Origin of the sequence: Synechococcus sp. ROS8604 (genome assembly GCF_014279655.1) — a bacterium.
Taxonomy (GTDB): Bacteria; Cyanobacteriota; Cyanobacteriia; order PCC-6307; family Cyanobiaceae; genus Synechococcus_C.
This window is the reverse complement of the sequence record NZ_CP047946.1, coordinates 819,780-844,802: the sequence shown is the minus strand read 5'-3', so window position 1 is coordinate 844,802 and position 25,023 is coordinate 819,780. Positions and strand designations below refer to the sequence as shown.

The 25,023-nt window shown below is 54.4% G+C and carries 26 protein-coding genes and 2 pseudogenes; 9 read left to right on the top strand and 19 right to left on the bottom strand.

What is annotated here, in order from left to right; all coding sequences use genetic code 11:
• Window positions 1-818 precede the first annotated feature (818 nt).
• Window positions 819-1,379, bottom strand: a complete 561-nt coding sequence (locus tag SynROS8604_RS04490) for a DUF3611 family protein (RefSeq protein WP_115071031.1) — start codon at window positions 1,377-1,379, stop codon at window positions 819-821.
• 60 nt (window positions 1,380-1,439) lie between these two features.
• On the opposite strand from SynROS8604_RS04490, the gene SynROS8604_RS04485 reads away from it, so the two are divergent.
• From SynROS8604_RS04485 to SynROS8604_RS04465, 5 genes are all read left to right on the top strand, one after another.
• A complete protein-coding gene (locus tag SynROS8604_RS04485) occupies window positions 1,440-2,393 on the top strand; it encodes a bifunctional riboflavin kinase/FAD synthetase (RefSeq protein WP_186545802.1) in 954 nt (317 codons plus the stop codon).
• 137 nt (window positions 2,394-2,530) lie between these two features.
• On the top strand, window positions 2,531-3,592 hold the full coding sequence (locus tag SynROS8604_RS04480) for a thiamine phosphate synthase (protein WP_186545286.1): 1,062 nt from the start codon (window positions 2,531-2,533) through the stop codon (window positions 3,590-3,592).
• 19 nt (window positions 3,593-3,611) lie between these two features.
• The gene (gene thiS, locus SynROS8604_RS04475; protein WP_186545285.1) at window positions 3,612-3,818 is read left to right on the top strand and encodes a sulfur carrier protein ThiS; all 207 of its coding nucleotides are present in this window, start codon (window positions 3,612-3,614) and stop codon (window positions 3,816-3,818) included.
• A gap of 25 nt (window positions 3,819-3,843) precedes the next feature.
• On the top strand, window positions 3,844-4,809 hold the full coding sequence (locus SynROS8604_RS04470; protein WP_186545284.1) for a DUF1517 domain-containing protein: 966 nt from the start codon (window positions 3,844-3,846) through the stop codon (window positions 4,807-4,809).
• A 99-nt stretch (window positions 4,810-4,908) separates the two neighbouring features.
• Window positions 4,909-5,079 carry a hypothetical protein gene (locus SynROS8604_RS04465; protein ID WP_186546120.1) on the top strand — a complete coding sequence of 57 codons (171 nt, stop codon included), beginning with the start codon at window positions 4,909-4,911 and terminating at the stop codon, window positions 5,077-5,079.
• Between the two features lie 33 nt (window positions 5,080-5,112).
• Here SynROS8604_RS04465 and larB read toward each other — a convergent pair whose 3' ends face one another.
• From larB to ispF, 3 genes are read right to left on the bottom strand one after another with little or no spacing between them, the layout of a single operon-like run.
• Window positions 5,113-5,778: a nickel pincer cofactor biosynthesis protein LarB gene (gene larB, locus SynROS8604_RS04460; RefSeq protein ID WP_186545283.1), complete on the bottom strand. Its 666-nt coding sequence runs from the start codon at window positions 5,776-5,778 to the stop codon at window positions 5,113-5,115.
• On the bottom strand, window positions 5,775-6,233 hold the full coding sequence (locus tag SynROS8604_RS04455; RefSeq protein ID WP_186545282.1) for a TIGR03792 family protein: 459 nt from the start codon (window positions 6,231-6,233) through the stop codon (window positions 5,775-5,777). Before SynROS8604_RS04455 ends, larB begins: the two co-directional genes overlap by 4 nt.
• On the bottom strand, window positions 6,233-6,754 hold the full coding sequence (ispF, locus tag SynROS8604_RS04450) for a 2-C-methyl-D-erythritol 2,4-cyclodiphosphate synthase (RefSeq protein WP_186545281.1): 522 nt from the start codon (window positions 6,752-6,754) through the stop codon (window positions 6,233-6,235). Before ispF ends, SynROS8604_RS04455 begins: the two co-directional genes overlap by 1 nt.
• 385 nt (window positions 6,755-7,139) lie before the next feature.
• Here ispF and SynROS8604_RS04445 point away from each other — a divergent pair, with 385 nt between their 5' ends.
• A complete protein-coding gene (locus tag SynROS8604_RS04445; RefSeq protein WP_186545280.1) occupies window positions 7,140-7,925 on the top strand; it encodes a transposase in 786 nt (261 codons plus the stop codon).
• A 265-nt stretch (window positions 7,926-8,190) separates the two neighbouring features.
• Here the strand turns inward: SynROS8604_RS04445 and SynROS8604_RS04440 are convergent.
• A pseudogene (locus SynROS8604_RS04440) lies at window positions 8,191-8,766 on the bottom strand (carbamoyl-phosphate synthase); the annotation flags it as partial.
• Here SynROS8604_RS04440 and SynROS8604_RS04435 point away from each other — a divergent pair.
• Together SynROS8604_RS04435 and SynROS8604_RS04430 are read left to right on the top strand one after the other, a co-directional pair.
• A pseudogene (locus SynROS8604_RS04435) lies at window positions 8,751-9,144 on the top strand (ketol-acid reductoisomerase); the annotation flags it as partial. The pseudogenes SynROS8604_RS04440 and SynROS8604_RS04435 sit on opposite strands and share 16 nt — an antisense overlap.
• A 1,498-nt stretch (window positions 9,145-10,642) precedes the next feature.
• Window positions 10,643-11,218, top strand: coding sequence for a hypothetical protein (locus SynROS8604_RS04430; protein WP_222930129.1), 576 nt, complete (start codon window positions 10,643-10,645; stop codon window positions 11,216-11,218).
• A 336-nt stretch (window positions 11,219-11,554) separates the two neighbouring features.
• On the opposite strand, the gene SynROS8604_RS04425 is transcribed toward SynROS8604_RS04430, so the two are convergent.
• The 8 genes from SynROS8604_RS04425 to SynROS8604_RS04390 all read right to left on the bottom strand — a co-directional run bounded on the left by SynROS8604_RS04425 (window position 11,555) and on the right by SynROS8604_RS04390 (window position 17,563).
• Entirely contained in the window at window positions 11,555-11,803 is a 249-nt protein-coding gene (locus SynROS8604_RS04425; protein ID WP_186545801.1) for a Nif11-like leader peptide family natural product precursor, read from the bottom strand.
• A gap of 503 nt (window positions 11,804-12,306) precedes the next feature.
• The gene (locus SynROS8604_RS04420; protein WP_186545278.1) at window positions 12,307-13,053 is read right to left on the bottom strand and encodes a carbamoyl-phosphate synthase subunit L; all 747 of its coding nucleotides are present in this window, start codon (window positions 13,051-13,053) and stop codon (window positions 12,307-12,309) included.
• Window positions 13,054-13,136: 83 nt separating this feature from the next.
• Window positions 13,137-13,343, bottom strand: coding sequence for a DUF1651 domain-containing protein (locus SynROS8604_RS04415; protein ID WP_255445281.1), 207 nt, complete (start codon window positions 13,341-13,343; stop codon window positions 13,137-13,139).
• A gap of 851 nt (window positions 13,344-14,194) precedes the next feature.
• On the bottom strand, window positions 14,195-14,449 hold the full coding sequence (locus tag SynROS8604_RS04410; protein WP_186545277.1) for a hypothetical protein: 255 nt from the start codon (window positions 14,447-14,449) through the stop codon (window positions 14,195-14,197).
• A gap of 223 nt (window positions 14,450-14,672) precedes the next feature.
• Window positions 14,673-15,389 carry a tRNA (guanosine(37)-N1)-methyltransferase TrmD gene (gene trmD / locus SynROS8604_RS04405; RefSeq protein WP_186545276.1) on the bottom strand — a complete coding sequence of 239 codons (717 nt, stop codon included), beginning with the start codon at window positions 15,387-15,389 and terminating at the stop codon, window positions 14,673-14,675.
• A gap of 6 nt (window positions 15,390-15,395) precedes the next feature.
• Window positions 15,396-15,872 carry a phycobiliprotein lyase gene (locus tag SynROS8604_RS04400; RefSeq protein WP_186545275.1) on the bottom strand — a complete coding sequence of 159 codons (477 nt, stop codon included), beginning with the start codon at window positions 15,870-15,872 and terminating at the stop codon, window positions 15,396-15,398.
• Window positions 15,873-15,896: 24 nt separating this feature from the next.
• The gene (gene era / locus SynROS8604_RS04395) at window positions 15,897-16,850 is read right to left on the bottom strand and encodes a GTPase Era (RefSeq protein ID WP_186545274.1); all 954 of its coding nucleotides are present in this window, start codon (window positions 16,848-16,850) and stop codon (window positions 15,897-15,899) included.
• A gap of 17 nt (window positions 16,851-16,867) precedes the next feature.
• Window positions 16,868-17,563, bottom strand: a complete 696-nt coding sequence (locus tag SynROS8604_RS04390; protein ID WP_255445182.1) for an acetolactate decarboxylase — start codon at window positions 17,561-17,563, stop codon at window positions 16,868-16,870.
• Between the two features lie 244 nt (window positions 17,564-17,807).
• Here SynROS8604_RS04390 and SynROS8604_RS04385 point away from each other — a divergent pair, with 244 nt between their 5' ends.
• Entirely contained in the window at window positions 17,808-18,377 is a 570-nt protein-coding gene (locus SynROS8604_RS04385) for a hypothetical protein (protein ID WP_186545273.1), read from the top strand.
• A 30-nt stretch (window positions 18,378-18,407) separates the two neighbouring features.
• Here the strand turns inward: SynROS8604_RS04385 and SynROS8604_RS04380 are convergent, their stop codons facing one another.
• The 6 genes from SynROS8604_RS04380 to SynROS8604_RS04355 all read right to left on the bottom strand — a co-directional run bounded on the left by SynROS8604_RS04380 (window position 18,408) and on the right by SynROS8604_RS04355 (window position 24,957).
• Window positions 18,408-18,845 carry a carbohydrate porin gene (locus SynROS8604_RS04380; protein WP_186545272.1) on the bottom strand — a complete coding sequence of 146 codons (438 nt, stop codon included), beginning with the start codon at window positions 18,843-18,845 and terminating at the stop codon, window positions 18,408-18,410.
• Window positions 18,846-19,577: a Bax inhibitor-1 family protein gene (locus tag SynROS8604_RS04375; RefSeq protein ID WP_006854591.1), complete on the bottom strand. Its 732-nt coding sequence runs from the start codon at window positions 19,575-19,577 to the stop codon at window positions 18,846-18,848.
• Window positions 19,578-19,697: 120 nt separating this feature from the next.
• Window positions 19,698-20,717, bottom strand: coding sequence for a PhoH family protein (locus tag SynROS8604_RS04370; RefSeq protein ID WP_186545271.1), 1,020 nt, complete (start codon window positions 20,715-20,717; stop codon window positions 19,698-19,700).
• Window positions 20,718-20,725: 8 nt separating this feature from the next.
• A complete protein-coding gene (gene rpsP / locus SynROS8604_RS04365) occupies window positions 20,726-21,121 on the bottom strand; it encodes a 30S ribosomal protein S16 (RefSeq protein WP_186545270.1) in 396 nt (131 codons plus the stop codon).
• A gap of 75 nt (window positions 21,122-21,196) precedes the next feature.
• Window positions 21,197-22,669, bottom strand: a complete 1,473-nt coding sequence (ffh, locus tag SynROS8604_RS04360; protein WP_186545269.1) for a signal recognition particle protein — start codon at window positions 22,667-22,669, stop codon at window positions 21,197-21,199.
• Between the two features lie 107 nt (window positions 22,670-22,776).
• The gene (locus SynROS8604_RS04355; RefSeq protein ID WP_186545268.1) at window positions 22,777-24,957 is read right to left on the bottom strand and encodes an ARC6/PARC6 family protein; all 2,181 of its coding nucleotides are present in this window, start codon (window positions 24,955-24,957) and stop codon (window positions 22,777-22,779) included.
• Window positions 24,958-25,023: the final 66 nt, after the last annotated feature.

Below are 25,023 nucleotides of genomic sequence, written 5' to 3'. Positions count from 1 at the left end.
TTCGCTATCTCAAAGACGACTTAGGAGCTCCTTATTGGCCTTGGACAAAAACACGAAAGATATTATTCTTAGAGCTAACAAAAGCCAACATTTGATTATTTATATTTACGGAATCCTTTAACTCCTGCTTTGGTCTTATCAACGTTTTTAAAATTTCGTTGAAGATTGCGTTCATACGATATCTAACAGCAAATAGATAAGCCTGTACAGGCCATAGATTTAAATTATTTAGAGAGATGATTTTACAAATATAAAAGTTTTAAACGCGCAACAACTTACAATTAGGGTCTAATGGAACATGCTACGTCTGCCGTCTCAAGTTTTTGGCAGTATTCCAACTTAGCTTAAAAAGGCTATTACTAGTAGCTTAAAAGTACTGCTAGCTTCTAAAAAAATTGATTGGTCGATTCTTATTATTGGTTGATGCTCCAGTATATACTAAATCTATCCAACAAATATACCAATTCTTCAGTGATTCATTAGCGGGCAGCCACAAATTTTCTTACTAAGACGCGAGAAACATTACTCCAAACACAAGCGCGGCGAATTAGGAGGTACCAGCTGCAGGGCTAATCAGCAAAATCGATATACTCTCCCCAAAAAGAATCTATTCATTGTCAACAAGAAATCACTATTATTGCACAATGTACAAGCCCAAATTGATTGAGTTACAACAAAAATGCCGTCATTGATGGATTCAAATCGTACCATCATAAATGTTGCCAACCTTTTATCAAATGACGCCAGGGATCTCTATTATTATACCTAAAAACTGCAAGCTGATAGTTTTGATTTCAGAGACAATCCCTTATGAATTATCAAGACGTACGATAAATCCTCTGCAGCATCCACAGCGAAAAAATCAAGCCAATCACGTGGGCAAATAACACCTGCGTGTTGCTCAGCACCGAGAGCATTTCCAGGGAGGTGATCGCCATGTTTTCACTCGCCCCTCTGGCACCAATGGCAATGCCTGGCGTCTGCTGCGACGCCTGCACAAACAAGGCCCCGGCGAGGGATTGATACCCCACAGCCGCGAGCACCAAGCCCAACAGATCCGCCAACAAACTGCGCTTGATCGTGCGGCTCGCCTCCCCCCGACTTGGTCGCGCACCACTATCAAGAGCGCGACCGAGCCGCACCACTAACCAGCCCTGCCAAAGGCTGAACAGCAACACCAAAAACGACAGCGTGGTCAGCGACAGCCCCGGACCCAATCCCAAGGCTTTATCGGCGTTTCTGCTCAAACTTCCGCCGATGTTGTTGAACGTCAACACTCCCAAAATCACAATCCCAAGCCCGGTTTGGGTCCAAAAGCGGATCCAGGCGGAACGGCGCAAGCCAAGGGCAAGCAGTTGGAGATCGAGCCGATCGGCCATGCGATGTAGGAGGTCTGTCGTCCAAACTTGCCATTAACCACAGATCCGTGCACAACGCCGTTGATTCCTCTCTGCTCCCCACAGCAGGCCAAAACCCCCACCACCCTGGCGTTGGGGAGCTTCGATGGCCTGCATGCGGGCCATCGGCGGGTGATCGCGTCTGTGACCGAAACGGATCACCTTGAGGCCATTCCCACGGTGGTGAGCTTCTGGCCCCATCCACGCGAAGTGCTGCATGGTGAACCCCGCCTGCGCCTCGATCTCCCCGAGGAAAAGCTCGAGCTCCTCGAGCCCCTCGGCATCCAGCAGCTGGTCTTGGTGCCCTTCAATCGCCAACTGGCCCAGCTCAGCGCCGCCGAGTTTGTCGAGCAGGTGCTGCTCGGTTGCCTCAAGGCGCGCCAAATCGCCGTGGGAGCCAACTTCCGATTTGGTCGGGGCCGGGAAGGCGACACCAACACCTTGCGGGCCCTAGCGGAAGCCGCTGGGGTGCAGGTGTCGGTGTTGCCGATTTTGGAGGATGCCGGCGGACGGATGAGCAGCAGCCGCATTCGCGCAGCGCTCTCGAATGGCGACCTCCAAAGCGCCAGCGAACTGCTCGGCCGTCCCTACCGCTTCCGGGGAACGGTGGTGCGCGGTCGCGGCTTGGGTCGCGATTTGGGCTGGCCCACCGCCAATCTGCAAGTGGATGGGCGCAAATTTCTGCCAGGTCTTGGCGTCTATGCCGCCCGCGCCTGGACACAGCGTGATGGCGAAGGAAAGGGCGAAGGAAAAAGCGAAGCCTTGCCGGCCGTCATGAATCTCGGCCCCCAGCCCACGGTGGACCCCAACTCGCCTTCCGCCGTTGAGGTGCACCTGCTCGATAGGCGCATCGAACTGATGGGCCAGGAGCTGGTCGTGGAGCCGGTGGAACGGCTGCGCGGACAGCAACGCTTTTCAGGCCTCGAGGAGCTCAGTGCACAAATCGGTCAGGACGCCGAAGCAGCCCGTCAACGGCTTCAGGCCCCGGCGGGGTAAGCATTCGAGAGTCCCCAGACGATGAACACACCAATGCCGCCCAGGAGGATGATTCCCCAAACCAACACGTGCATGGTGCTCTCGGATCCGCTGTTGTCCATGGCCGCCGGGGAGCATGCGATCCTTCACAGACTGCCATGGAGCCGATGGTTGTCGAAGCAGACGCCAACCTGCGAGTGGCGCGGCTAATCGATGCCAACCTCGATCGAGCACGGGAAGGGCTGCGTGTCATTGAAGACTGGTGCCGCTTTGGACTCGATCGGGACGATCTCGTCGTGCCGCTGAAAGACTGGAGGCAGCGCCTCGGGCAACAGCATCACGATCGTTACCGCCGGGCCCGCTCCAGCGCCACAGACGTTGCCGCCGGCCTAGGCCATCCCGCTCAAGCGAGTCGTTGCTCTGCCCCAGCGATTGTCAAAGCCAATGCCAGCCGGGTGCAGGAAGCCCTACGCGTGTTGGAAGAATTTGCTCGCAATCTCGATCCAGACCTGGCCAGCACCGCCGCCGAGATCCGCTACGGGCTCTATGACCTCGAGGTGCGCATTCTCGAAGCCTGCGGGCGTCAACACAGGCAGGAACGCCTCGAGGCCGCCAAGCTTTGCCTGATTACGGATCCCGATCGAGACAACGATCTTGAGCGGTTGCTGCAGGGAGTTGAAGCCGCTCTGCTGGCCGGCGTCAGCCTGGTTCAGTACCGCCGCAAACAGGGCCATGACCAACAACGCCTGCGGGAAGCGCAAGCCCTCAAAGCCCTTTGCAGGCGCTTTGATGCCCTGCTCATCATCAATGACCGCATCGATCTGGCGCTTTTGGTGGATGCCGATGGCGTCCATCTCGGCCAGGACGACCTCCCCCTCTCAGAAGCGAGACAGCTGCTCGGCCCAGAGCGCTTGCTGGGACGCAGCACCCACCGCCTCGAGCACCTGCTCACGGCCCAAGAAGAGGGCGCTGATTATCTCGGCGTTGGCCCCGTGTTTGCCACCCAGACCAAACGCGATCGCAGCCCAGCAGGCCTGAGCTGGGTGACGGAAGCCAGTCGTCACGCAACCGTGCCCTGGTTTGCCATCGGTGGCATCGATGCTGAAACGATCCGCTCGGTTCGCGCTGCTGGCGCGGAGCGCGTCGCTGTTGTGAGCGCGATCATGGGCTCCAATGATCCGGAAGCAGCCAGCCGGACCCTGCTCCAAACCCTCACGTAACCCCCCTTGCTTTGGTGCCATGCAATTCACGGTGAACGGCGAACGGCACAGCCTGGATCCATCCGCCGCAAGTCTGGATCAAGTGATCCAGCAGCTGGGTCATCACCCACGGCTGGTTGTTGTGGAATACAACGGCTTGATCCTGACGCCGGAACGCTGGGAAGCTCAGCAGGTCCAAGACGGTGACAACCTCGAGATCGTCACCATCGTGGGCGGTGGTTCCTAGAGTTACCGGAGTGCGATATGCCGTCTTGGCCTCCTCCAAACTCCGCCCCCAGGTTGGTCAAATCAGACGCTGGCTCTCGGGATTGCTGGTGCCAGTCCTGGTTGTTGGCCTTTTAGTCCTTCATCCCCAACCCAGCGAAGCCGCCCGCGGTGGTCGGATCGGGGGTGGCAGCTTCCGCGCCCCGTCCATGCCCAGAAGCGGGGGATATAGCCGCAGCTACGGAGGCGGTGGATATGGTCGCGGCTATGGGGGTGGGATGGGCTTTCCGTTCATCATCCCGATCTTTGGATTTGGCGGCGGCGGCCTGTTTGGCTTCTTAGTGCTGGCGGCGATCGTGGGTGTGTTGGTGAATGCCGTGCGCAACAGCGGTGGTGGAGGCGGCCCTGCGATCGGAGGGGGTTATCGAGCCCCCCGGGAGCTGTCCACCGGACCCGTGTCGATGCTGCAAATGCAGATCGGACTGCTCGCCAGTGCCAAAGCTCTGCAAACCGACCTGCGTCAGCTCGCCGCATCCTCGGACACCAGCACCTCCTCTGGTCTGCAACGGGTGCTGCAGGAAACAACCCTCGCCCTCCTGCGCCAGCCCGAGCTCTGGGTGTACGCCAACGTGGAATCGGGCAGCGTTCCCTTCAACGCTTCAGAGTCGACATTCAACCGTTTGTCGATGACCGAACGCAGCAAGTTGCGCGCTGAAATCACCACCAATGTGGGCGGGGTGCGCAATGGCAATGCCGCGGAATTGAGCAACAGCGGTGATGCCGATGCCACCAACGAATTCATCGTGGTGACGGTGCTCGTAGCAAGCCGCCAAAGCGTGAAGCTCAAGCAAGCCAATAGCGGTGAAGACCTGCGCGAAACGCTGCGCATCCTTGGCTCCACATCCTCCTCAGACCTGATGGCTCTTGAGGTGATTTGGCAACCGGATGGAAGCGGCGACGTTCTCAGCGCCGATGAGCTGGTGATGGCCTATCCAAACCTTCAGCACCTCTAAGGTCTGATTTAAGAAAATCTTCCGCCCATTTCGCGACATCAAACAAGCGGTCAGGGTTTCAACTCAATAGGTTTAAATCACTACTTACCTTGTTGAGCCTTGACCTCCACTGCACCACGCTTAGATCCCAGGGCCATGCAGTGGCAGACCAACGGTGAGCTCGATCAAGGCGACCTGATCGAATTGGTTTGCCACCTCCGCAATGTGGAATGCGACCAGCACAGTGATGAGCTTTCACGCTTAGGGCATAAACACAAGCAACAGCCCTAAACCGTTGTCCCGCGCAGAAGTAGTTGATCTAGATCAGACCCGTCGTTGCAAAATTCGCAACGCCGCCATAGCAGCTCCGTAACCGTTATCGATATTGACCACCGCAAGACCTGGAGCACAGCTCGCAAGCATTCCATCGAGAGCGGCCCGGCCCCCCGCACTCACGCCATAGCCCACCGACACGGGAACGCCGATCACCGGTTGGGGCAACAGGCCCGCAAGCACGGTGGGCAAGGCTCCTTCCATACCAGCGCAAGCAATCAAAACCGACGACTGCTGAAGTTTCGGGAGTTGATCCAAGAGCCGATGCAAGCCAGCAACTCCAACATCCAGCAACAGCTCTGACTGAATGCCATGCCACTTCAAGGCCAGTTGCGCTTCTGCAGCGACCGGGAGATCGCTGGTGCCGCCACTGAGCACCGTCACTGTCCCAAGCTCCGGTCGCAACGACGGAGGAGTCCCCGACGTTAAACATCGGGCCCGGGCCTCAAAACGGACAAGCGTTGTGTTGCAGCGCTTGAGAACCGCCTCGGCCTTGGCCTCATCCACTCGCGTCACCAGTGCTGGCTGATCCCTGGCCACAAAGGCTTCAAGAATGGCTACGATCTGGTCCACCGTTTTGTGCAGACCCCAGATCGCTTCGCTGATACCAAGCCGATCGCTCCGTTGCCAGTCGAGACGGACGTCAGCGCTGCTCATGGGGGCAACAGCTCTCCCTCAAAGACCAGAGGGAAGGGATTATCCATCGCCTGAGGCAGCGCCATGGCGTCGCGCGCGAGCTGCTCAAAACGAGCCTGAACCTCTTCCACCTGACCGCTGGAGATGGCCTTCCAAGCCTGCCGACTCGACCAGCGAATCAAAAGGGTGCCCTCTTCCGTTTCAGGGTCCCAAAGCAGATCACGACCGAGAAATCCCGTCTGTTGCGCCAACCAAGGCTCCCAGCTGCCACGTTCGGCTTCCAGCCAAGCCTCGCGCCCATGGGAGGGAACAGAAATGCGCAGGTGCTCAATCACCGCAACGTCGTAACCACCCTCTGGATCCGCAAACGCAGCAAACCGCACATTCGCCGTTTGACCCACAAGCACCAAAAAAACGCATATCAGGTTGATGACCCTAATCATGAACGGCTGGAATCGCTGCATAAGGCTTGGCATCAAAACGACTGCAAAAGGGCCACGGCCTGACATGAGATTCCCTCTTCCCGGCCTTCAGGGCCCAACTGTTCGTTTGTCGTGGCTTTCACACCCACCTGGTCTGGAGCAATCCCAATCCTGAGGGCAATGGCCGATCGCATCTCCTCAATGTGGGGCTTGAGCTTGGGCCGCTCGGCGATCAACACCGCATCCACATTGACCACGCCCCAGCCACGCGCCTTCACCAAAGCGACAACCTGCTCCAAGAGCACGAGGCTGTCGGCACCTTTCCATTGAGGGTCGTCGGGAGGAAAGTATTTGCCGATGTCCCCCAAAGACAACGCCCCCAACAGAGCATCCATGATCGCGTGCACCAACACATCCGCATCGCTGTGACCATCAAGACCTAGCCCTGCTGGATGCTCCAGCTGCTGACCACCAAGGATGAGAGGCCTGCCCGGCACCAAACGGTGGATGTCATAGCCGTTGCCAATACGAAAGGAGGTTTTGGTCACTGGGGTTTGTGGGGTGCCGTTACTCATCTGTTAACCGATACAACCAGTGCTGAGGTGATGTTGAGACTGCCCGTTGAACGTCCCAAAGAGGAGGATTGAGGTGATGTAAGACCAGACATCACCAACTCCAAAAACGCAACGTTGTCGATCAAACCATTCTCTCCACTCGCACCGCCAACTGCACAGAACAAATCAATGAACAATTCCCCTAACGAGGTAGAGCCTTACGCCCAATGCCAGCCAATCTTTGGTTCCATCAACGTCATTTGCCCTTAGTGCCATCAGTAGCTCCTGCAGTAGAGCCAGCGCCAAGCATTCCCCGTTGCAATAACAAACCCCGCTCGTAGCGGGGCTAGTGAATATTCAGTCGGGAGATTGATAGCCACAATCAGCGAACCTGTTCGTTTATGGAATGGGACGTACGCAACGCAAGCTTCCAGCAGGTCATTCCTTTCACATCACACTCAGGTGCAATAGCCGTCAGTTCTTGATTGCCAAGGGCTTGAGAAGGGATGTGCTTCTTGCTGTGCTCGCTAAGGCAAAGCAGAAAGTACCTCATCGCTTGTATGCGGTGTGCCTGATGGCTAATCACCTGCATCTGCTTCTGCGTCCTAATGATGCATCACAGCTGCCAAAGCTGATGCATTGGGTTGGCTGGTACTCAGCGATGGCACTGAATCGTCTTTCTGGACGTTGCGGGCATTTTTGGGAGGCAAGGTATTACGCCATTGCGATTGCGCCTAGAGACCACAGGCGAGTGCTGAATACGTTGCGGTATATCCACGCCAATCCAAAGGCAGCAAGAATCAGGAAAGGGTTTTATGACCCCTATTCCAATTATGGGCATTACGGAAGATTGGAATGTGATGGCATCAGTGAGTGGCACCCCAGCTTTCTGCAACTGGCTTCAAGCCTGAAAGGCTGTTCCAGGCGATATGCACGGTTCTGCCAGAAGTATCGCCATCACGCCAAAGGAACACCTAAGTGCCATTGGGGCTCAAGCATGCTGAAACGACTGGTTGAAAAAGGCAGAAGCAGTCAAAGCAGGAAGAACCGGGTCTCACCAGGGCAGCAGCAACTACCGTTTGCGTTTGATTGTCGGCTCAATCAAATGCCAGAAGACTGGCATCAAGTTGCGGTGAGATTTAGACGAGCAAATGGCATCCGTGATGGCGATCAAATCCTCAAGCTGTGGTGATTAGACTAGGGAATATAGATAGAGTTAGAGCAAATTAGTCGAGGTATATTTGTCATGAATACGCAAAATAATTCTTATTGGCTCCTGCCAAATAAGCCATCAAGGCAGCTTTCTGAATTCCAATGGTGCCAGGTATTGGAGGCTGATTTAAGGGTTTATGGTGTTGGTTGAAGAAATAAAAAGCCCCTGTGGTCGCAGAGGCGTTGAGTGATAAGTTGCATCCAGGGTTTATAAGTCGTCTCCGACATCTTCGCGTACTCTCACATCATCTCCATTCGTCTCGATTTTTGCTTGGTGTTGATGTTAAGGCATTTATCACAGGCTGTTGTTGTAACTGTCGCTGCGCTGTTGTACTTGCACCACCAAAACGAACTTTAAGATCAGCTGAAACTCTTGTATCGAATGCCTCGTCGTAGGAGATATTCACTCCTGCTGTGACGCCACTGGTCATTTCATAAGCCAAGCGTCCGAGCACGCCAGAACCATCTGCTTCTCCTAGGTCACCGCTTTGGTAGTAATAACCAACAGAAGCATTCACCACTGGAGTGATGAAATAACCAACATCAAGCCCGTAGGTATCAAGCGCGCCGCCTTGATAAACGCTATTCAGCTGTTGCTCTGTATCACCAACAGGAACTAAGGCATAAGCATTGAAGTCCCAGCTATTGGAACTATTTTCTGCATTGACTGCCACCTATTTTAATAAAGCACTCTGCTCCGTTCCGTATGTAGGAATACTTATTTCCCTACCACCACTATTCATCGGACTGCTGTCATAGCAAGCATTCAGCTCGTACATCCAAAAGCGATCACTATTTAACAAGCGGCACCCGCGCCGGGATCCTTGAAACTAACCTCAAGGAAGAGACCGAAACCGACCTCTTCGGCGAACAGCCCGTGATCTGTGGCCGCATCTCCGAGCTTGTAAAAGAAGGCTTCGAGACGCTGGACGAAGCGGGATACCAGCCTGAACTGGCTTACATCGAGTGCCTGCAAGAAGAAGCGAGGCTGATCGTGAAATTGATGGTGTAGGGGAGTCTGCGCTATGCGCGAAACGATCTACAACACTGCCGAGTACGTCTATTGCGTGAATGCTCCTCGCCTGATCACCGACGACACCAAAGCGGAGGTGAAGCTCATCCTCGCGTATATCCAGGGCGGTACTTCCGCCAAGAACCTCGTGGATAAGCGCGACGTCAGCAAGCCCGAGATGAAAAAAAGAACATCAAGCGCGAAGGTAACCACAAGATCGAAGACTGAGCAAGGGCCTGCAACCCATTTTAAGCTAACTGAAAAGTTTCTAATCATCATAGCCAAAAGGCTGCACTGCAGCTGACAATTCCATCAAAAGGAACAGAATAAAAAGTATCGATTGAGTCTGTGAATTGAACTCTCAAAAAGTGTTGACCTGGGCAAGCTGGATGGCTTCAAGAAGGGCGGTGGTAATCACTTCAGCCTGGTTACTGGCTGAAGTATCTTTATCACCAGTCATTAATAGCTTGTTGTTCGCAGCCCAATATTTTCCAGCTTTTCTGCCACTTCAGAGATCAAACAAAGGTATCAATAAATTTTTTTTGCCACGATACTTCTAGAGTTGCTTGTTGTTTTCCTTTATTTTAATCTACTGCCAAACCGGTTGCTCATTGTATTAAAACTTGGGGTCTCTCTACTGGCCTTTTATGGTACCACTATCAGCCTATTACCCATAACAGAGATTGTATTGAAAGGCAACAATATAACCAATCGGTTTCTCCAGCAAAGTTCAGATATTGGGAGCTCAATTGGCACCATTGCCGCTGGAATTACCTATCCCTACTTCAAGTGATTGCCGCCCGCAACTCTGCTGGCACTTGCACCGACTTTGCTGAATAAAAGCCTTATGCAGAAATCAATTGAACAATTCTCAATAAAAACTGAAGCGAATAAACGAGCACCTCCAATCGACTGCTGGTGCTTACTGCAAGGCTTCTGCTTTGGCACGCTTTCTGCTCTAGTACAATTATGGGTGATCAGTATCAAAAAGGGTTCATCAATTGATTATTCCCTCGTAGTTGGTGCTTTCATGCTTGGCCGAATATTCACAAACAGACTTCTCCCTAGGCTAGTTCGAGTCACTCTCTATTTTGTATGTTCTACGCTGATTTTTATTGCGTTTTTACCACACGTTCCACTCTGACTTGATGTCATCGTTTTTGTTCCCCTAGGCGCTGCGATCAGCCGCATAGAATTAGATCTAACCGATTCCCTTAAACAACATGGCGAGCTCTCGCTCTGTAAAAAAATCTTAAGTCGTTCTCTGGCGATTGGCGTAATCTTTGGCAGCCTCTTCATAGGAGGTATTGGACAAGCCATTGATGTTATGCCAGCCATGTTGTTAGTTTCGCTGCTCTATAACTTTGCTGCCTTGGGTACCTGGCATTGGGGTCGAACAATGTCCAGCCTCATCACCAATTGATCAAACGTTGTTGCTGTCGATTGTCTAGTGATCTCAGCGTGCCGCCTTAACCAGACTTCTTTGCAATCTGCGCTAATTACTGCATCCGTTGCAAGTGATGGGAGCCGTGATTCAGCAACATCGCCTTGGGGTGAAAGCCATCTTGGGTGAACGGCCTTGGGCGCTGCGGATTGGCGGGGGGCTGATCACCACAGTGGCGGTTGTCGGGAGCGCTCTGGCGGGATAGCCGGAGTGCTCATTACAGCTTTCCCGGGCATGTGTCTTGAGCTATGGTTCCGTTAAATCATTTAAGCTCCTAATGAACAGGCTTTTGATCTCAGCAGCTTTAATCGCAGCTGCTTGGCCTAATCAAGCTTTGTCTCAAGTAAATATTTCAGAGCAGTTAGATGGAAGTAAATGGTGCACTTTTGATAAAGCTAACTCCCTTGCAAGTATCAACTATCTTGGAAATGTGAACTACGTTTCAAGCGGTAATACTTGCATGAGTCTCGACAAAGTAGGCAAGAAAGGTGGTTGGAAGATTGGTTTCGAATGGTGGAACCCAGAGTCAAAAATTCGGGTAAAAGAATATGCATTAGCTTCTTCAGTTACGCCGAAAATTCTTTCTTACCAAGAGGCTAAATCAGCCGATGATCGTCGTGCTCCTTATGCAAGCCAGACCCCAGGAACGAGAGGTTCAGGATATGTTCATTTTATAGACAGCAAAACATTGAGACTTTCTCAATTAGGAAGACGTGCCAATGGTGATGTTACACTACTTGTATATTACCTGGAAAGAGTCAACGCCTTCCCTAAATTAAATATTCCATTGACATTTCCTTCTATTCAGCCCAAGTAGTATTCCCTTTGGGAACATCTGCAGCTTTGAGTTTTTCTTGCAAAGCTGTATCAGCTTTGATGGCTTCCTCGAAGGTTTTGAGTAGCTCTTTTTACTGCGTGGGCAAGTGTTGATACAATATTAATAACATTTTAACATTACTTCAGTAACTGCTAACACTACTTTGGTAGCTATGCCGCTTTCTGCGATGCAAAGCTTTGATTACTGCCTGGTATTAGTAACTGATTTATTTGACCAGTTGGCTTATTGAAGAAATAAAAAAGCCCTGCAATCATGAGAGCCTAGGCGCCGAATCACACTACCGACGCCATCGGGATGTTGGATTTTTTAATATGACTATTTGTCCAGACTTATGATATTTAAAGCCCGAATTCTATTTCCACCAGCCACGCCATCCAGTTCTTCGTCTGAAAGTTCTGTCATCGCTGATTGAGCGTTCTTCAAGCCATCAGCAGAAATACTGAAACCTGCTTCCTTGACAATGTCAACAACAGCATTGGCATCAGCAGCTGCTTTGAGCTTCTCCTGAAGGCTGGTGTCGCTCTGAACCTTTTCGAGGAACGCTTTGAATTGCTCTTCTAAAATGGGAAAAGTGCCAATGGAGCTAATGGAGCTGTTATAGCACTGGTTCAGTAGTTAAGCCGCTAGTGGTTCAACTAAGTATTAATTAGTGCCAGGTATTGGATGGCATTTAGGCGTGAATAAAGGGTTGAAAGCGCCAGATAATGCCATAGGTAATGCGGTTGTGCTTGACAGGATTTCTACTATTGTGCTTGGCATGTCGTTACCCCAAACGGGATCAAGAAGTTTGGGCCGCAATTGTCCCTATCTCCAAAGTTGTCTCTAAACTCAACTTGTTCGCCTATTCGAATAACGTTAAGATATATAAACGAATTCCCCGCCCTTACGTCTCGGTTGCTTGGCGTTGCGGTTAAAGCCTTAATCACAGGTTGTTGTTGAACTTCTTTACTCATTGCTGTTGTTTTGGGTCCACCAAAACGTAATTTCAAATCAGCAGTCACCCTGGATTCAAAATTTTCGTCATAGGAATAACCAACACCAGCCTGTAGTTGATTGCTGATGTCATATTATAGCCGTGCTTTAACACCAGATCCTTCAGCATAGTTTTCAAATACTTCTGGCTCTTTCTCACATGTTTGGTAGTAATAACCTGCCAATAAAGACAATGAATTGCTTATGTTGTAATTAACATCAAGACCGACAGTTGTTAACGGCTCTGCTCCAAAGCTACTATTAATCAACGCGACATTGTCTGAGCCATAGCCATATTCCCCAACCGGTATTAATCCATAGACATTCGCACCCCATTGGTTGCTTTGTAGTTCTGCATTCACAGCAACCTGCTGAAAGAACGGTGTTTGTGAATTAAAGACTTCGATGCCATTGGTTGTTGCACCTGTTGACATCGGTCTGCTGTCATAGCCAGCATTGATGCCATACATCCAAGAGCGGTCACCATTCAGCCAGCGGTAGCCGAAGCGCGTTGAGGTCGAGATGGTGGTGCCAGCAACGGTCGTTTGTCCAATGCTGCTGTAGCTCTCGTAATCAGCGAAATTAGCGTTAGCGAGGACATCAACGAACCAGACGCTGTTGTCTCCAGCAGAGAGAGGCAAGAACCCGCCTATACCTGCTTGGTTTGGTGTGCCTGCGCCCTGCAATGCCCCTTGAAAACCAAGGGTTGGTTTGACCACGTCATTAAGACTGATGCTCATCACACCAAGATCATCAGCACTGCCGTCCTCTTGAGCAATGGCAGGCAGGGAAGCAACAGAGATGGCAGAAGCCAACAGCCCCAAAGAGAGACGATGCTGCATGGAGCGTTGATTAGATGCCGTGACGATGCCTTGCTTGTGCTGCTATTGCGAGCTGCGGTATGCAGTTTCAGCTTTGCAAGAAGTCAGTTAGGCGGTGTGCAGCGTTGCCAACCGATCTTCTGCAGGTTGATCCACACCTTGATGCCGAGCTGTCTGAGCATCCTTTGCTGCCTAACGGGTTTTCCAAGCCGTGCTGACAAGCGCCAGTAGCTCACCAAAAAAAACTGCGCATGTTGCGTTGCTGTATCGGGCTTGATCTGCAAGAGCATCCCTTCTTGCCTGTTGACCAGCCAGCCTTCACCGTTGAGCTTTTCCTTGTATCGGGCGTAATCAGGCTGTTGCTGCCAATGGGTGCAGTTTGGCTCGTTTGCGTGGTCCAGCTGCTGTCTAGTGCTGGCTGATCCAATCCACCTGCTCTTGCAGTTCGTCGCAATGGGTGCTGACTGCGGGGTAGAGCTTCCGTATCTGATCTGCGGATAGCTTCATCACAGCGTGTCTGATTACCTGCTTCCAGCAGACTTCTAGCTCTTTGATTGCATCGCGCTTTTCCATCCGCTTCTGCCGTAGCTGTGCAGCGACGTTCTCGCCTTGACCAGTTGCAAGCCCATAAAGAGAGGCCGCCCCTCCCGGATGGAAGAGACGGCCTAACTCGCTCGTTTATGCATATCGCAAACCATTAATCAGTGAACCTGTATCGCTGAAGTCTGAACCTCGTATCGAAAACAGTGAACTGAAAGATTGGTGCGAAGCGACTGTCTGCAGGATCACCTGGGGCCGGGGCTCTAGGTGTGGGGTCGTTTTCTCCGTAGGGCACCTAAGACGGTGCAGTTGGAGCATCGATTGGCGTGGCGCGCAAGGCATTGCCTACCAAAGGAACAACCCACGTCTTGTTGAGACTGTTGGAGCAGGGACCTGAAGTCAGCTTGCTTCTGCTGATAACTCAGGTGGAGTGTCGTCTGTCAAAAGCGCCTCCGATCTCGATGTCCATAGTTTGTGCCAGCAGCGCCCCCTTGCCATCGGTGTAAAGGCGCATTGCCTTCACAGCGAAAACCACCGAAATTAGGAATGACGTGCCCATGGTCTGGCTTGCTGACTTCAAGCATCCCTACACGCTTGAACCCGAAGATTTCAGGGGCCTTCATCAAAAAATCCCTAGGGGCCCTTTCTTTTTCCTGCAGTAGCCAGCACCGATATTCATCCAGCCAGACAGACAGGCTTTTCCATAGGTTGGAGCCACCTCGTAATAAATCGGAGACACGCAGGTACTACCCAACGTATTGACGTAGCCGAGTGGGCATTGATCGTGTCCTTCGGCTTTAGGAATTTCGCGTTGGGCAAGCGCGGCCGGTGCACCAACCGATGACATCAACACAAGCGCAGCAATCAACTGACGCATCAGAAACCTGAATCCAACAATGATTATAAAGCTAGATCAATATGGTAAAAATGAGGATAAAGACTAAACCCTTAAGCGTTAAAACCTACAAATTATATTTTTAGCCTTGAAGGCCTACATCCCTTCATTGCATTCAATCTTTTCAACAAGAATGGAATGACATGAATTCAACCTGCAAAACCTCAGCATCCACATCTGCAGAGATTTTTTCTGATCCAGAACACTAAGGTTTCGCAGGTGGATTTTGGATCTGCTGCCAACGCTTCCATAGATCTGGCCGGCGTTCCTGGGTGCGCTGCTCACGCTGCTGCTGACGCCAAAGGGCCACAGCTCCATGATCACCGCTGCGCAATACATCGGGCACGGTCATGCCGCGGAAATCCGCCGGGCGCGTGTAGTGCGAATGCTCAAGCAACAGATCGCTATGGCTTTCTTCCACTAAGGATTCCGGCGTGCCCACCGTGCCTGGCAGCAAGCGCACCACCCCATTAATGATTGTCATCGCTGGAAGTTCACCGCCCGTGAGCACGAAATCCCCCATCGATACTTCCTCATCAGCCAGAGAGCGGATGCGTTCATCAAAGCCTTCGTAGTGGCCGCACAGAAACACCAATTGGTCGTACTCCTTCGACCAGCGCTGTAAATCCACCTGACGCAAGGGTTGCCCCTGGGGCGACATCAACAGCACTCGCCGGCGTGGACAAACCGGCACCGCCTCATAAGCGGCAAACACCGGTTCCGGCTTCAGAACCATGCCGGCCCCACCCCCGTAAGGCAGATCGTCCACCTTGCGGTAACGGTCGATGGCGTAGTCGCGAGGATTGTGAAGGTACAGCTCAGCAATACCTGCCCCAAAGGCACGACCGATCACCCCAACCTCCAGCAATGGCGCAAAGGCCTGCGGCGCCAAGCTGATCACATCGAGGCGATAGGAAGCCATCAGATCTCAGTTCTGCGGACGACTGACGCGCCTGATCTCCGAGCAGAAACTGCCCTGCCTGGGCTGGCCATCCTCACCAACCGCCGTGGTGCTGCGCAGGCGCAAATTGGGTTTGGTGAACCAAATACGCTCCAGCACCTGATCGCCATTCTTGGCTTGGACGCGGAGCTCGAGGCTGGCATCAGGAAGCAGCTGCCAACGCCCGGTCTGCTCGGTGCCGCCTGCCTCGATCGCAAGACACCCATCGGCTTGAAACGCGAGGGTGCTCTTGCCACCCTCGGCGGGAGTCACGTCCAAACAGGGCACGCCAGAGGCAACGGAAGCTGACACCTCAACCTCGCCCCGTTCGCTGCTATGCCATTCCTGCTCGGATGCATTGATCAGAAAGCGGCTACGCAAGCTCATCCAACGGCCCACGCAGAGGGCAAGAAAACCGTCGAGATCTGACGGAGGGAACGGAGTTTGATCGCTCATGCGTTGCATCTTCGCAGGCGCAGCAACCAGCACTTAATCGCCCACGTATCCCAACTCCGCCAGTCGGGCCGGCTTGCTGCGCCAATCGGGAACCACTTTCACGAACAGCTCCAGATACACCGGACCATCGATCAAGGTCTGCATCTGCAACCGGGCGCCCTGGCCGATCGTTTTGAGCATGGCTCCCCCTTTGCCAATCAGGATTCCCTTCTGGCTTTTGCGCTCCACCAACACCGTTGCCAACACGGCCGTTCGCCCAGAGCCCTTGCCCTTGGCAGGCATCTCCTCAATCCGATCAATGCTCACGGCAACGCTGTGGGGCACCTCTTCGCGCGTATTCAGCAACACCTGTTCACGGATCAGCTCTCCCATCAGCAGGCGTTCGGGCTGATCGCTCACCATGTCCGCTGGATAAAGCTGGGGCCCCTCGGGCATCAACGAACTGATCGCTTTCACCAACTCTGGGCAGCCGTCTCCGCTGAGAGCACTACAGCGATGCACCGGCCAATCGGTGTCAGCCAACAGCTCTCGATAGGCCGCGTCGGCCGCATCCTTCTGCTCCAGTGGGACCAGATCCCACTTATTAAGCAGCACCTGCACCGGCAAGGATTGCTGACGCAGCAGTTGGACGATGAAGGCATCACCCCGTCCTGGGGGCTCATTTCCCTCCAGCAAGAGCAGCACCTGATCCACCTCTCCAATCGCTGAGCGGGCACTGCGAACAAGCCGCTCTCCCAGGAGGTGATGGGGCTTATGAATGCCAGGCGTATCCACCAGAATCAGCTGGGCCTCATCGGTTGTGAGGATCGCGCGCAGCCGATTGCGGGTGGTTTGTGCCACGGGCGAGGTGATCGCAATCTTGTCGCCGATGAGCTGGTTCACCAGCGTGGACTTCCCCACATTGGGCCGGCCGATCAGGGCCACAAAACCAGAGCGAAATCCCTCAGGCGTACTGCTTGTGAACGAACGAGAGGAAGACTCAACCATGGATCAAGTCTGCGCTGTCATCGGCTCACACCTTCGGCTTGATGAAGTTCCTCACTGATATCTCGCGAAAGATCAGCCTCAAGAAACTGCTTGGTTTCTGGAAGCGCCAACCGGAGATTCGATTGAAAGTCCAGTTCAACGTTCAACGAATCCGCTTTCACATTCAGGACATGACCACCGCTGCCGTAATCGTCGTATAAAAAATGAAAGTGATAGCCAGGGATGTTCAAGCTGGTGGTGTGCGCAGGGCTCCAAAACCCCACCAGCGTTCCAGACACCTTTTCCAGGCGGACCATGGTTTGGTTTTTGGAAGCCTCGAGCAGGCCCATCCCTTCAGGCACCCTCGACACCGTTCGCATGTCCACCTGTTCAAACAAGCCTTGGATTTTGATCGCCACGAACAAGTTGGCGCCAGGACGAACCGGATCGATGCGGCCAACAAGATCCTCAATGCTGCCGATGTCAGAGACACGCATCTGATGCTCAGCCTGAAAATGGGTCGCCACCCAAAAAGGAATGGCCTCCTCAGGCGGGGCCTGGATCAGGCTGCCATCGGCCCTCGCCTGCCAACAGACGCCATCGAGAAGAATCTCTTCGCCATCGAGTTGTTCAAAGGTGCAAGACCAAAGTCGCCGTGGTCGATCAGGTCTTTTACCTGGAGGGCACCGCCAAAAACCCCTTCCACCACGGCCGGTGAGGTGGAGAGCTGCCAAAGAGTCTGATGCTCGAGGTCGAGGTAATCGGTCAACGCTTTGCGAACCACCGCGCTTAGCGTCTCGCCGCTTTGCTGGCAATGACGCGGCAACGCCTGCCAATGCCCAGCAGGCAGCCTGAGATTCAGATCATGACCTTGTTTCTCTTCCACTCCTCATCAACGGCTTGTCCTTACTTTGGCGAGAAGGAACGTCTGCACAAGCCTTGTCTTCCTAATCTCATAGCAGAGCTCACCTCCGCACCATGACTGATCAGGACTCGACTGTTCCGTCAGAAACCGAGTCACACGTTTCGGATTCCGTACCAGCGCCCAGCTTTCAACAAGCGATGGAGATCGCCGCTGTCTGGCTCCAGCAATGGGATCAAGAAGAAATCAGTGATGAAGTGATTGCCGATCGGGTCGGGGAGCTTGTGGCCAGTCGCGATGGAGCGCGGGGCTTTTTTGTGGTCAGCCTGGCTGGAGACAGTGCCCTGATGGATCGATTGCCTGAAGCCCTTGTGGGCAAACTGCGTTCCTGTGGTGAAGGTGTGGTGGATCTCACCGCTCGCAATCTCGCCATGAGCGCCGCGATGGTGGTGCACCACCGCAAGCAATCGGATGACTTGCAAGCTGCAGGTTCGGAGCGCGTCAATCTGCGCTGCACCGAGTTGCTACGCCAACTCGAACCCCACAGCGTCAAGGCACGCTTAGAAACCTTGTTGGCAGCAGCAAGCGACAATCAAGGACAGGATGTAGCTTTTCTCGATCGCTGGGGATACGACGCAAACCAGAAGAAAGCGATTGCACGCGCGATTGAAGCGGTCGCCGACTAAGTCGTGACGTGTAAATGCGTGATGTTCAAATCAGAACAAGAAAGACATTTGCATTCCCAACACCAAAGCATCCGGCACCGAACCCGTCCCTGAAGGATTGAACACCCATTGAAGGTTTGGCTGAAGGGTCACGTTGTCACCGAAAGCAACTTGATACCCCAATTGAACAATCGATTCCCAGCCCTGATCTGTCGGAACCGATGGACTCCAGCTGGCATGGGAGAAGCCGAGCACCACCGAGTCATCGGGGCAATTCCGAAATAATCCTTTCCCAACCCAACCACCGGCATAAAACACAGGAATCTGCTGCACATCGGAATTCATCCAAGCGATGCATTCGCCCAAAGCTTTCCATCCAACACCAAGTTGTTGAGGGTCATGGGCAACGACACCGGTCCATAAAAAAATCCCGGGCGAGGCCGGGATGAAACAAACAGCATCAAATGACCTTTGATCAATCAAGGCCAATCAGTCGCGACGACCACCACCCTGAAGGGCAATGATCAAGCGCAAGATGAAGATGAACAGATTGATGTAGGTGAGATACATACCCAAGGCACCTGCCAGATATTGATCGTCGCTGTAGGTGCGGGGCATGGTGTAGAAGTCCACAAAGGCCATTCCCACAAACAGCACCGTTCCAAATCCTGCAATCGCAAGATTGGTGGCTGCAAAGATCCCAGGGATGAAGAAGCCGGCGACAAAGATGCCAACCATGGCGATCAAAAGGCCGATCAAGCCAAGACCCACCACTGCCGACAACGCTTGACCAACGCTGTCGCTCATGCGCCGGCCGACGACGGAGGCAATCGCAAAGGTGAGGCCCGTGGCGAGAGCAGCGATGCCAATCGAAGCCACACCGGCCACCGCAACGGCTTGCACCACCAGACCGGTGAGCGTGAAGCCCGTGAGCAGACTAAAAGCAGCCATCAACGGCAAAGCAGTGCCGTTATTGCCTTTTTTGGCTGCATTCTGTGCAACAAAGAACAGAATGAACCAAGGGATAATCGCCACCATCGACAGCCCATTAAAGGCTGGCCCCATGGCGGCCATGGTGGACATGCCACCAAGAACACCTGCGGCGGTGAGAACCATGCCACCGCCTACATAAGGCAGGGCTTTATTGACAACATTGGGGCCAACAAGAGCACTGGATTGTGCCTCGCGGATGGCCTCTTGAAAATTACTGCTGGCTGGCATGCCTTTCACTGAAGACTCCCTACATCTTGCCAGCGAGAAAAGGGAATGGCCTGCTACAGAAGTGTGGATCCCCCTATCAATTCCAAACAGGTGGAACAAACAACTTGCCGTTGCTGATCCCTACTCAGGGCCCTCGAGCGGGCTCAAATCAGCGCCTCTTTGTGGGTGAGATTGTTCATCAAAGCTGGCATAGGCCTCCACCACGCGTTGCACCAACGGGTGACGCACCACATCAGCCGCGGTGAGATGACAAACGGCAACACCAGGCACCCCTTCCATCACCTGGGCCGCTTCCACCAAGCCACTCAACTGCCCAGACGGTAAATCCTGCTGCGTAACATCACCTGTCACCACCATGCGTGAGCGCTCACCTAAACGCGTGAGCACCATGCGCATCTGGGCCGGTGTGGTGTTTTGAGCCTCATCAAGAATCACAAACGCGCCGGCGAGGGTGCGGCCTCGCATATAAGCCAATGGAGCCACTTCGATCACACCTCTCTCGAGCAGAGAGGTGGTTTTTTCGGGTCCAAGCAGGGCATGCAGGGAGTCGTAGAGGGGCCTGAGATAGGGGTCAATTTTCTGCTGCAAGTCGCCAGGAAGAAAGCCAAGACGCTCACCAGCCTCAACCGCTGGCCGAGTCAAAATCAAGCGCTCAACCTTGCGCTCCGTGAGCATGCGCACGGCCAACACGGCGGCGAGAAACGTTTTTCCCGTGCCAGCTGGACCGAGCGCAAAGGTGAGGTCATGGCGCTCCATCGCATCCACGTACTTCTTCTGACGCAAAGTGCGTGGACGCAGAAGGTTGCCCTTTTGGTTTCGGGCAAGCACCTGATCGCCCATCGCGACGTGATCCGCGCCTTGGCCCGTGTTTAAAGCACCGAGAGCCGACTGCAAATCAATCTGAGACACCGCCTGGCCGTCCTGCCAAATCGGGCGGACCAACTCAACCACCGCAGCGGCGCGTTCAATCTGGACGAGATGGCCAGACATTTCAAGTTGAAGACCCCTCATCACAAGGGATGCACCGGTGAGGGCCTCCAATTGATGCAGAGTCTGTTCTGCCGATCCTGCTAACGCAAGAGCGGCTTCAGAATGGGGTAGATCAAGGACGAAGCGACCTGTTGCGGCAGCTTCGGGCATGGGTTTGATCAGCTTTCGGTTGATTCGGTAGCTGAATCATCAGCTTCACTGGCCGCTGCTGCTTCTGCAGCCTTGGCTTCTGCCGCATCTTTGGCAGCCTGCTTCACAACTGCTTCGCGAGCAGCAGCTTGCTTCAACTTGCCGATGGTCTCAGCAGGCCGCACAGACTTTTCGAGCAGTCCGCCCTTCTCGAGCAAGAATCGAACGGCATCGGTGGGCTGAGCACCCTGGCTGAGGCGCACGCGAAGAGCCTCGGCGTCTAGACGGGTCTCCTTGGTGCGTGGGTTGTAAAAACCCAGCTCCTGCAGGGGGCGGCCATCTCGGCGTGACGTGCTGTTGCAGGCCACGAGACGGAAACTCGCTTCCCGCTTCTTACCGAACCGCTTCAGGCGGAGCTTGATCATCGTGGCGCTTGCTTAATGGTGGAATTCAGCGCAGCAAAAAGTTGCCCTGAGCCACCAACTTACCGTGCCGTGGACTCAAAGCTGACCAAACCCCTTCTTCTTCTTGTAAGGGCGCTGCCGGCGGGGAGCTGCTCCAGGCTGCCCAGCGGGCATTCCACCACCCATGCCAGGCATTCCCGGCATGCCTGGCATCCCTCCACCCATTCCGGGAAAACCACCTCCGCCCATTCCTGGCATTCCTGGCATCCCGCCCCCTTTGGTCATCTGCTGCATCACCCCGCGCATCTTTTGGAAATCAGCGAGCACTTTGTCGACATCAGCCGCTTGGTAACCACAGCCGGAGGCAATCCGCCTGCGCCTTGAGGGCTGAGCTGCCAGCAACTCGGGCTGCGTGCGTTCCGCCTCTGTCATCGAACCGATCATCGCTTCGATTTTCTTGAGCTGCTGCTCTCCCTGCTTGAGCATGCCATCGTCGATTTTGTTCATCCCAGGGATCATTTTCATCAGCCCCCCCAGGGAGCCCATGCGCTTAATCAAGCGCATTTGCTGCACGAAGTCGGAAAAATCAAACGACGCCTCCTGCAGCTTTTTCTGCATTTTTTCAACGTCTGCGAGTTCAACCTCTTTCTGTGCCTTCTCCACCAGCGTGAGCACATCGCCCATCCCGAGGATGCGACTCGCCATCCGCTCAGGGTGGAAAGGCTGGAGAGCCTCCACTTTTTCGCCCGTGCCGATGAATTTGATCGGCTGACCGCTCACCTTGCGAATCGAGAGCGCCGCACCACCGCGGGAATCACCATCAAGCTTGGTGAGCACGGCGCCGGTGATCCCCACCTGATCGTGGAAGGCGCGGGTGAGCTCGGCCGCCTCCTGGCCGATCATCGAATCCACCACCAACAGCACCTCATCGGGCTGCACGGCGCTGCGAATCCGAACCATCTCCTCCATCATCTCGGAGTCGATTTGCAGACGGCCTGCCGTATCGACCAACAGGGTGTCGTATCCCTCCTGTTTCGCCTTCGCCAAGCCGGCCGCAGCGATGTCCTCAGGCTTGGCCTCGATCCCAAGACTGAAGACGTCCACACCGATCTGACCACCGAGGGTCTTCAACTGCTCGATGGCTGCAGGGCGGTACACATCCGCCCCCACCATCAGGGCCTTGCGTCCTTGATCTTTTAAATGAAGCCCCAACTTGGCCGTCGCCGTGGTTTTGCCTGCCCCCTGCAAGCCAGCCATCAACACCACCGTGGGCGCTTGGTCGGCCTTCGCGAGCGGAGCATTGCCGCCGCCCATCACGTCGACCAGCTGCTCATGCACCACCTGAATGAACTTCTGGTCGGGCGTTACACCACGAACAACCTCAGCACCAACCGCTTTCTCGCGGACTTCGGAGACAAAATCCTTGACCACCGGCAGACTCACGTCCGCATCAAGAAGCGCCCGACGGACCTCCTTCAGCGCCCCCTCCACATTCGTTTCGGAGATGGTGTCCTGGCCTCTCAGACCTTTGACGGCATCTTCAAAACGGGCTGAAAGCTCGTCAAACATGGAGGGAGTCCGCGCAGCACTTCAACCAACTCTAAAAGTCCTGCTTCTTGGATGAACGTTCACGATTGAAAGTGAAGGGCTGAAAGGAGAGGGCTGAAAGGAAAGGGTTAGCCAGGGATGTAGGCCTGCAAACGCCAGCCCTCAGGATCTCGGCCAAGGATGTACGTCACCGGCAAGTTGCCTGCTGGAGTCTCAGCCACCACTTCACCCTGTTCGTTCAGTGTCTGATCGCGATAGGTGAGTTGTGCCCTCACTTCAATGCGAGAGGGGGTTGAACTCACCGTCTGAATCGAGGTGATCGACGCTTGAACCTTTTGGACGAGGCCATCCCTTGATAAGGCGGCTTGCTGATCACGCACGCGACCGACAAGCACAGGACGGGCCACCTCTGCCAAGGATTCCGTACCCCCCTCTTGGAGCAACGCCGTCGCTTTGAGATCCAGCCATACCTGGAGGAGAGCTTGCAACTGAACATCACTGGGAGTTTTCACATCCAGGGGCGCCATCAGCGCATTGGCCTTAGGGGTCTCCTGCTTGAGGGTGGCCTTCGGCTGAGAAGACAGCGCATCAGAAGACAGGGCATCAGCGGTGGGAGTTGCTGTTGGGCTGGATGCCGTCTCCTGCTGGGCCTCCCGCCTCAGCCCCACCAGACTGAATCCCACCACCACGAGCACGGCAACCACCCCGGAGCCGATCCACACAGAACGCCTGGATTCGGGCAATGAAGGTCTCTTCACCGACAGCCGAGAAAGCGAGAGCTGGGGCAGAGACAGCCGAGACATCGACAGCCGAGACATGGAAAGCCGAGACATGGAAAGCCGAGACATCGACAAACGCGACAGGGACGGGCGGCGGAGCTTCAGGTTTGTCCAGGCCGCGGGAATCATCCGGCGCAACCCACGCCCCCTTGTCTCCTCCTCCCCGAGATTGGCGCTCTCCTCAGAAAAGGGTTCCGCGTCCCCGAGAGAAAGGGGCATCGTGCCCTCAGGATCCAGCCCGAGTGGAGGGAGATTGCCAAAGTTCCAATCCGTGTCTGCGTCCGTTGCTGCAGGCGGATAGGGCGTTAGGGGGCTTCTCCCCTCCTTGCGCTCAAGGCGCTCCACATAGGCCTGCACATCGCGATCCGCAAACCACGCCTCCAGGTCAACAACCTGGGCATCCACATCGCGATAGCCGGGGAGGACATCCTGGCCAAGCCAACTGCGGCAGTAATCGAACAGGGCCGCGAGATCGTCACTGGGGTGGTTCTCCAGCCACTCCTGCAACTCCACATCCGGACTGGCATGCACGTGTTCCAACGCCCGCTCCACATCACCGAGCAGGAGATCCATGCAACCCAGCATTGGATAGAGATCTAAACCCACGAGAACCAAGACTTGAAGTTTCCCGCGTGCGTCCTGAACCCGCTCAGGCTTGCGTTGGGAAAATCCAGCGGCTGCCAAGGCCATCACAGAAAGGAAGCTGGCATCAGAGGAGCCAAATCGCTCCAAACGTCCATACAAATCAACTTGTTCTTGAACCGTGAGGAACCGTCGAATCTGCTGAAAAAACAGCTCAAAACTGCCCTGGTCCATGCCAGACGTAGTGAATTCAGCAGCACCCCCCTCCAGACCACCGCGATTGTGCACAAAGGTTTCCAACATCACCAGTCCCTCTTGCCGGGCTGATTGCTCCGCCAGATCACGGCTGAGCAGATCCAGAATTCGATACGGAGTGAGCTGCTCTAAGTCCGTTTCAAGCCGCCGCCTTTGATCGGGAAGCTTGCCCATGCGCTGGAGCAACTGCAGTCCCTCGGTCAGCAGGCCGGCGGCGGATTCATAGCGGCGCTGGTCCTGGTCTTGGCGAGCTGCATCACGGCAAGACAAGGCCGCCAAGAGGGCCAGGTCCGATTCTCGACCACTACCCAGGGCGGGTGCCTGCGGAGGTTGCAGCACCTGGCGGGTGAGCTGAAAGGTTTCGTGCGGGGCGTGGGCCTCCCAGAGCAACATCAAACCGGCACCCTCACGGCTGGAAGGCATTTCCAGACCCGCCGTCTCTTCAGGATGCTCCCGACTCAATTTGAGCAGGGTGCTCTCGTAGTCCTGCCGTCGCTCCGCATCGCTTAAAAGGTCGGCAGAGAGCCTCAACAATTCAGCCCTCTGCATGAGGACCTCATGGGTGAAGCCCTGATCGGGGCAGCGATCAAGACGCAACTGCAGCGTCCGCAACACCGACTCAGTTTCGGCTGAAGGGCTCACCCCCAACAGGCGGAAATGATCGATGGGCAATTCCACCAGCGTTGCGCTCATTAGAAGAGAAATTTTAGGCAGCGAAAGGGGTTTTGCCCATTGCCTCAACACGGCCCCTTAAAGTTC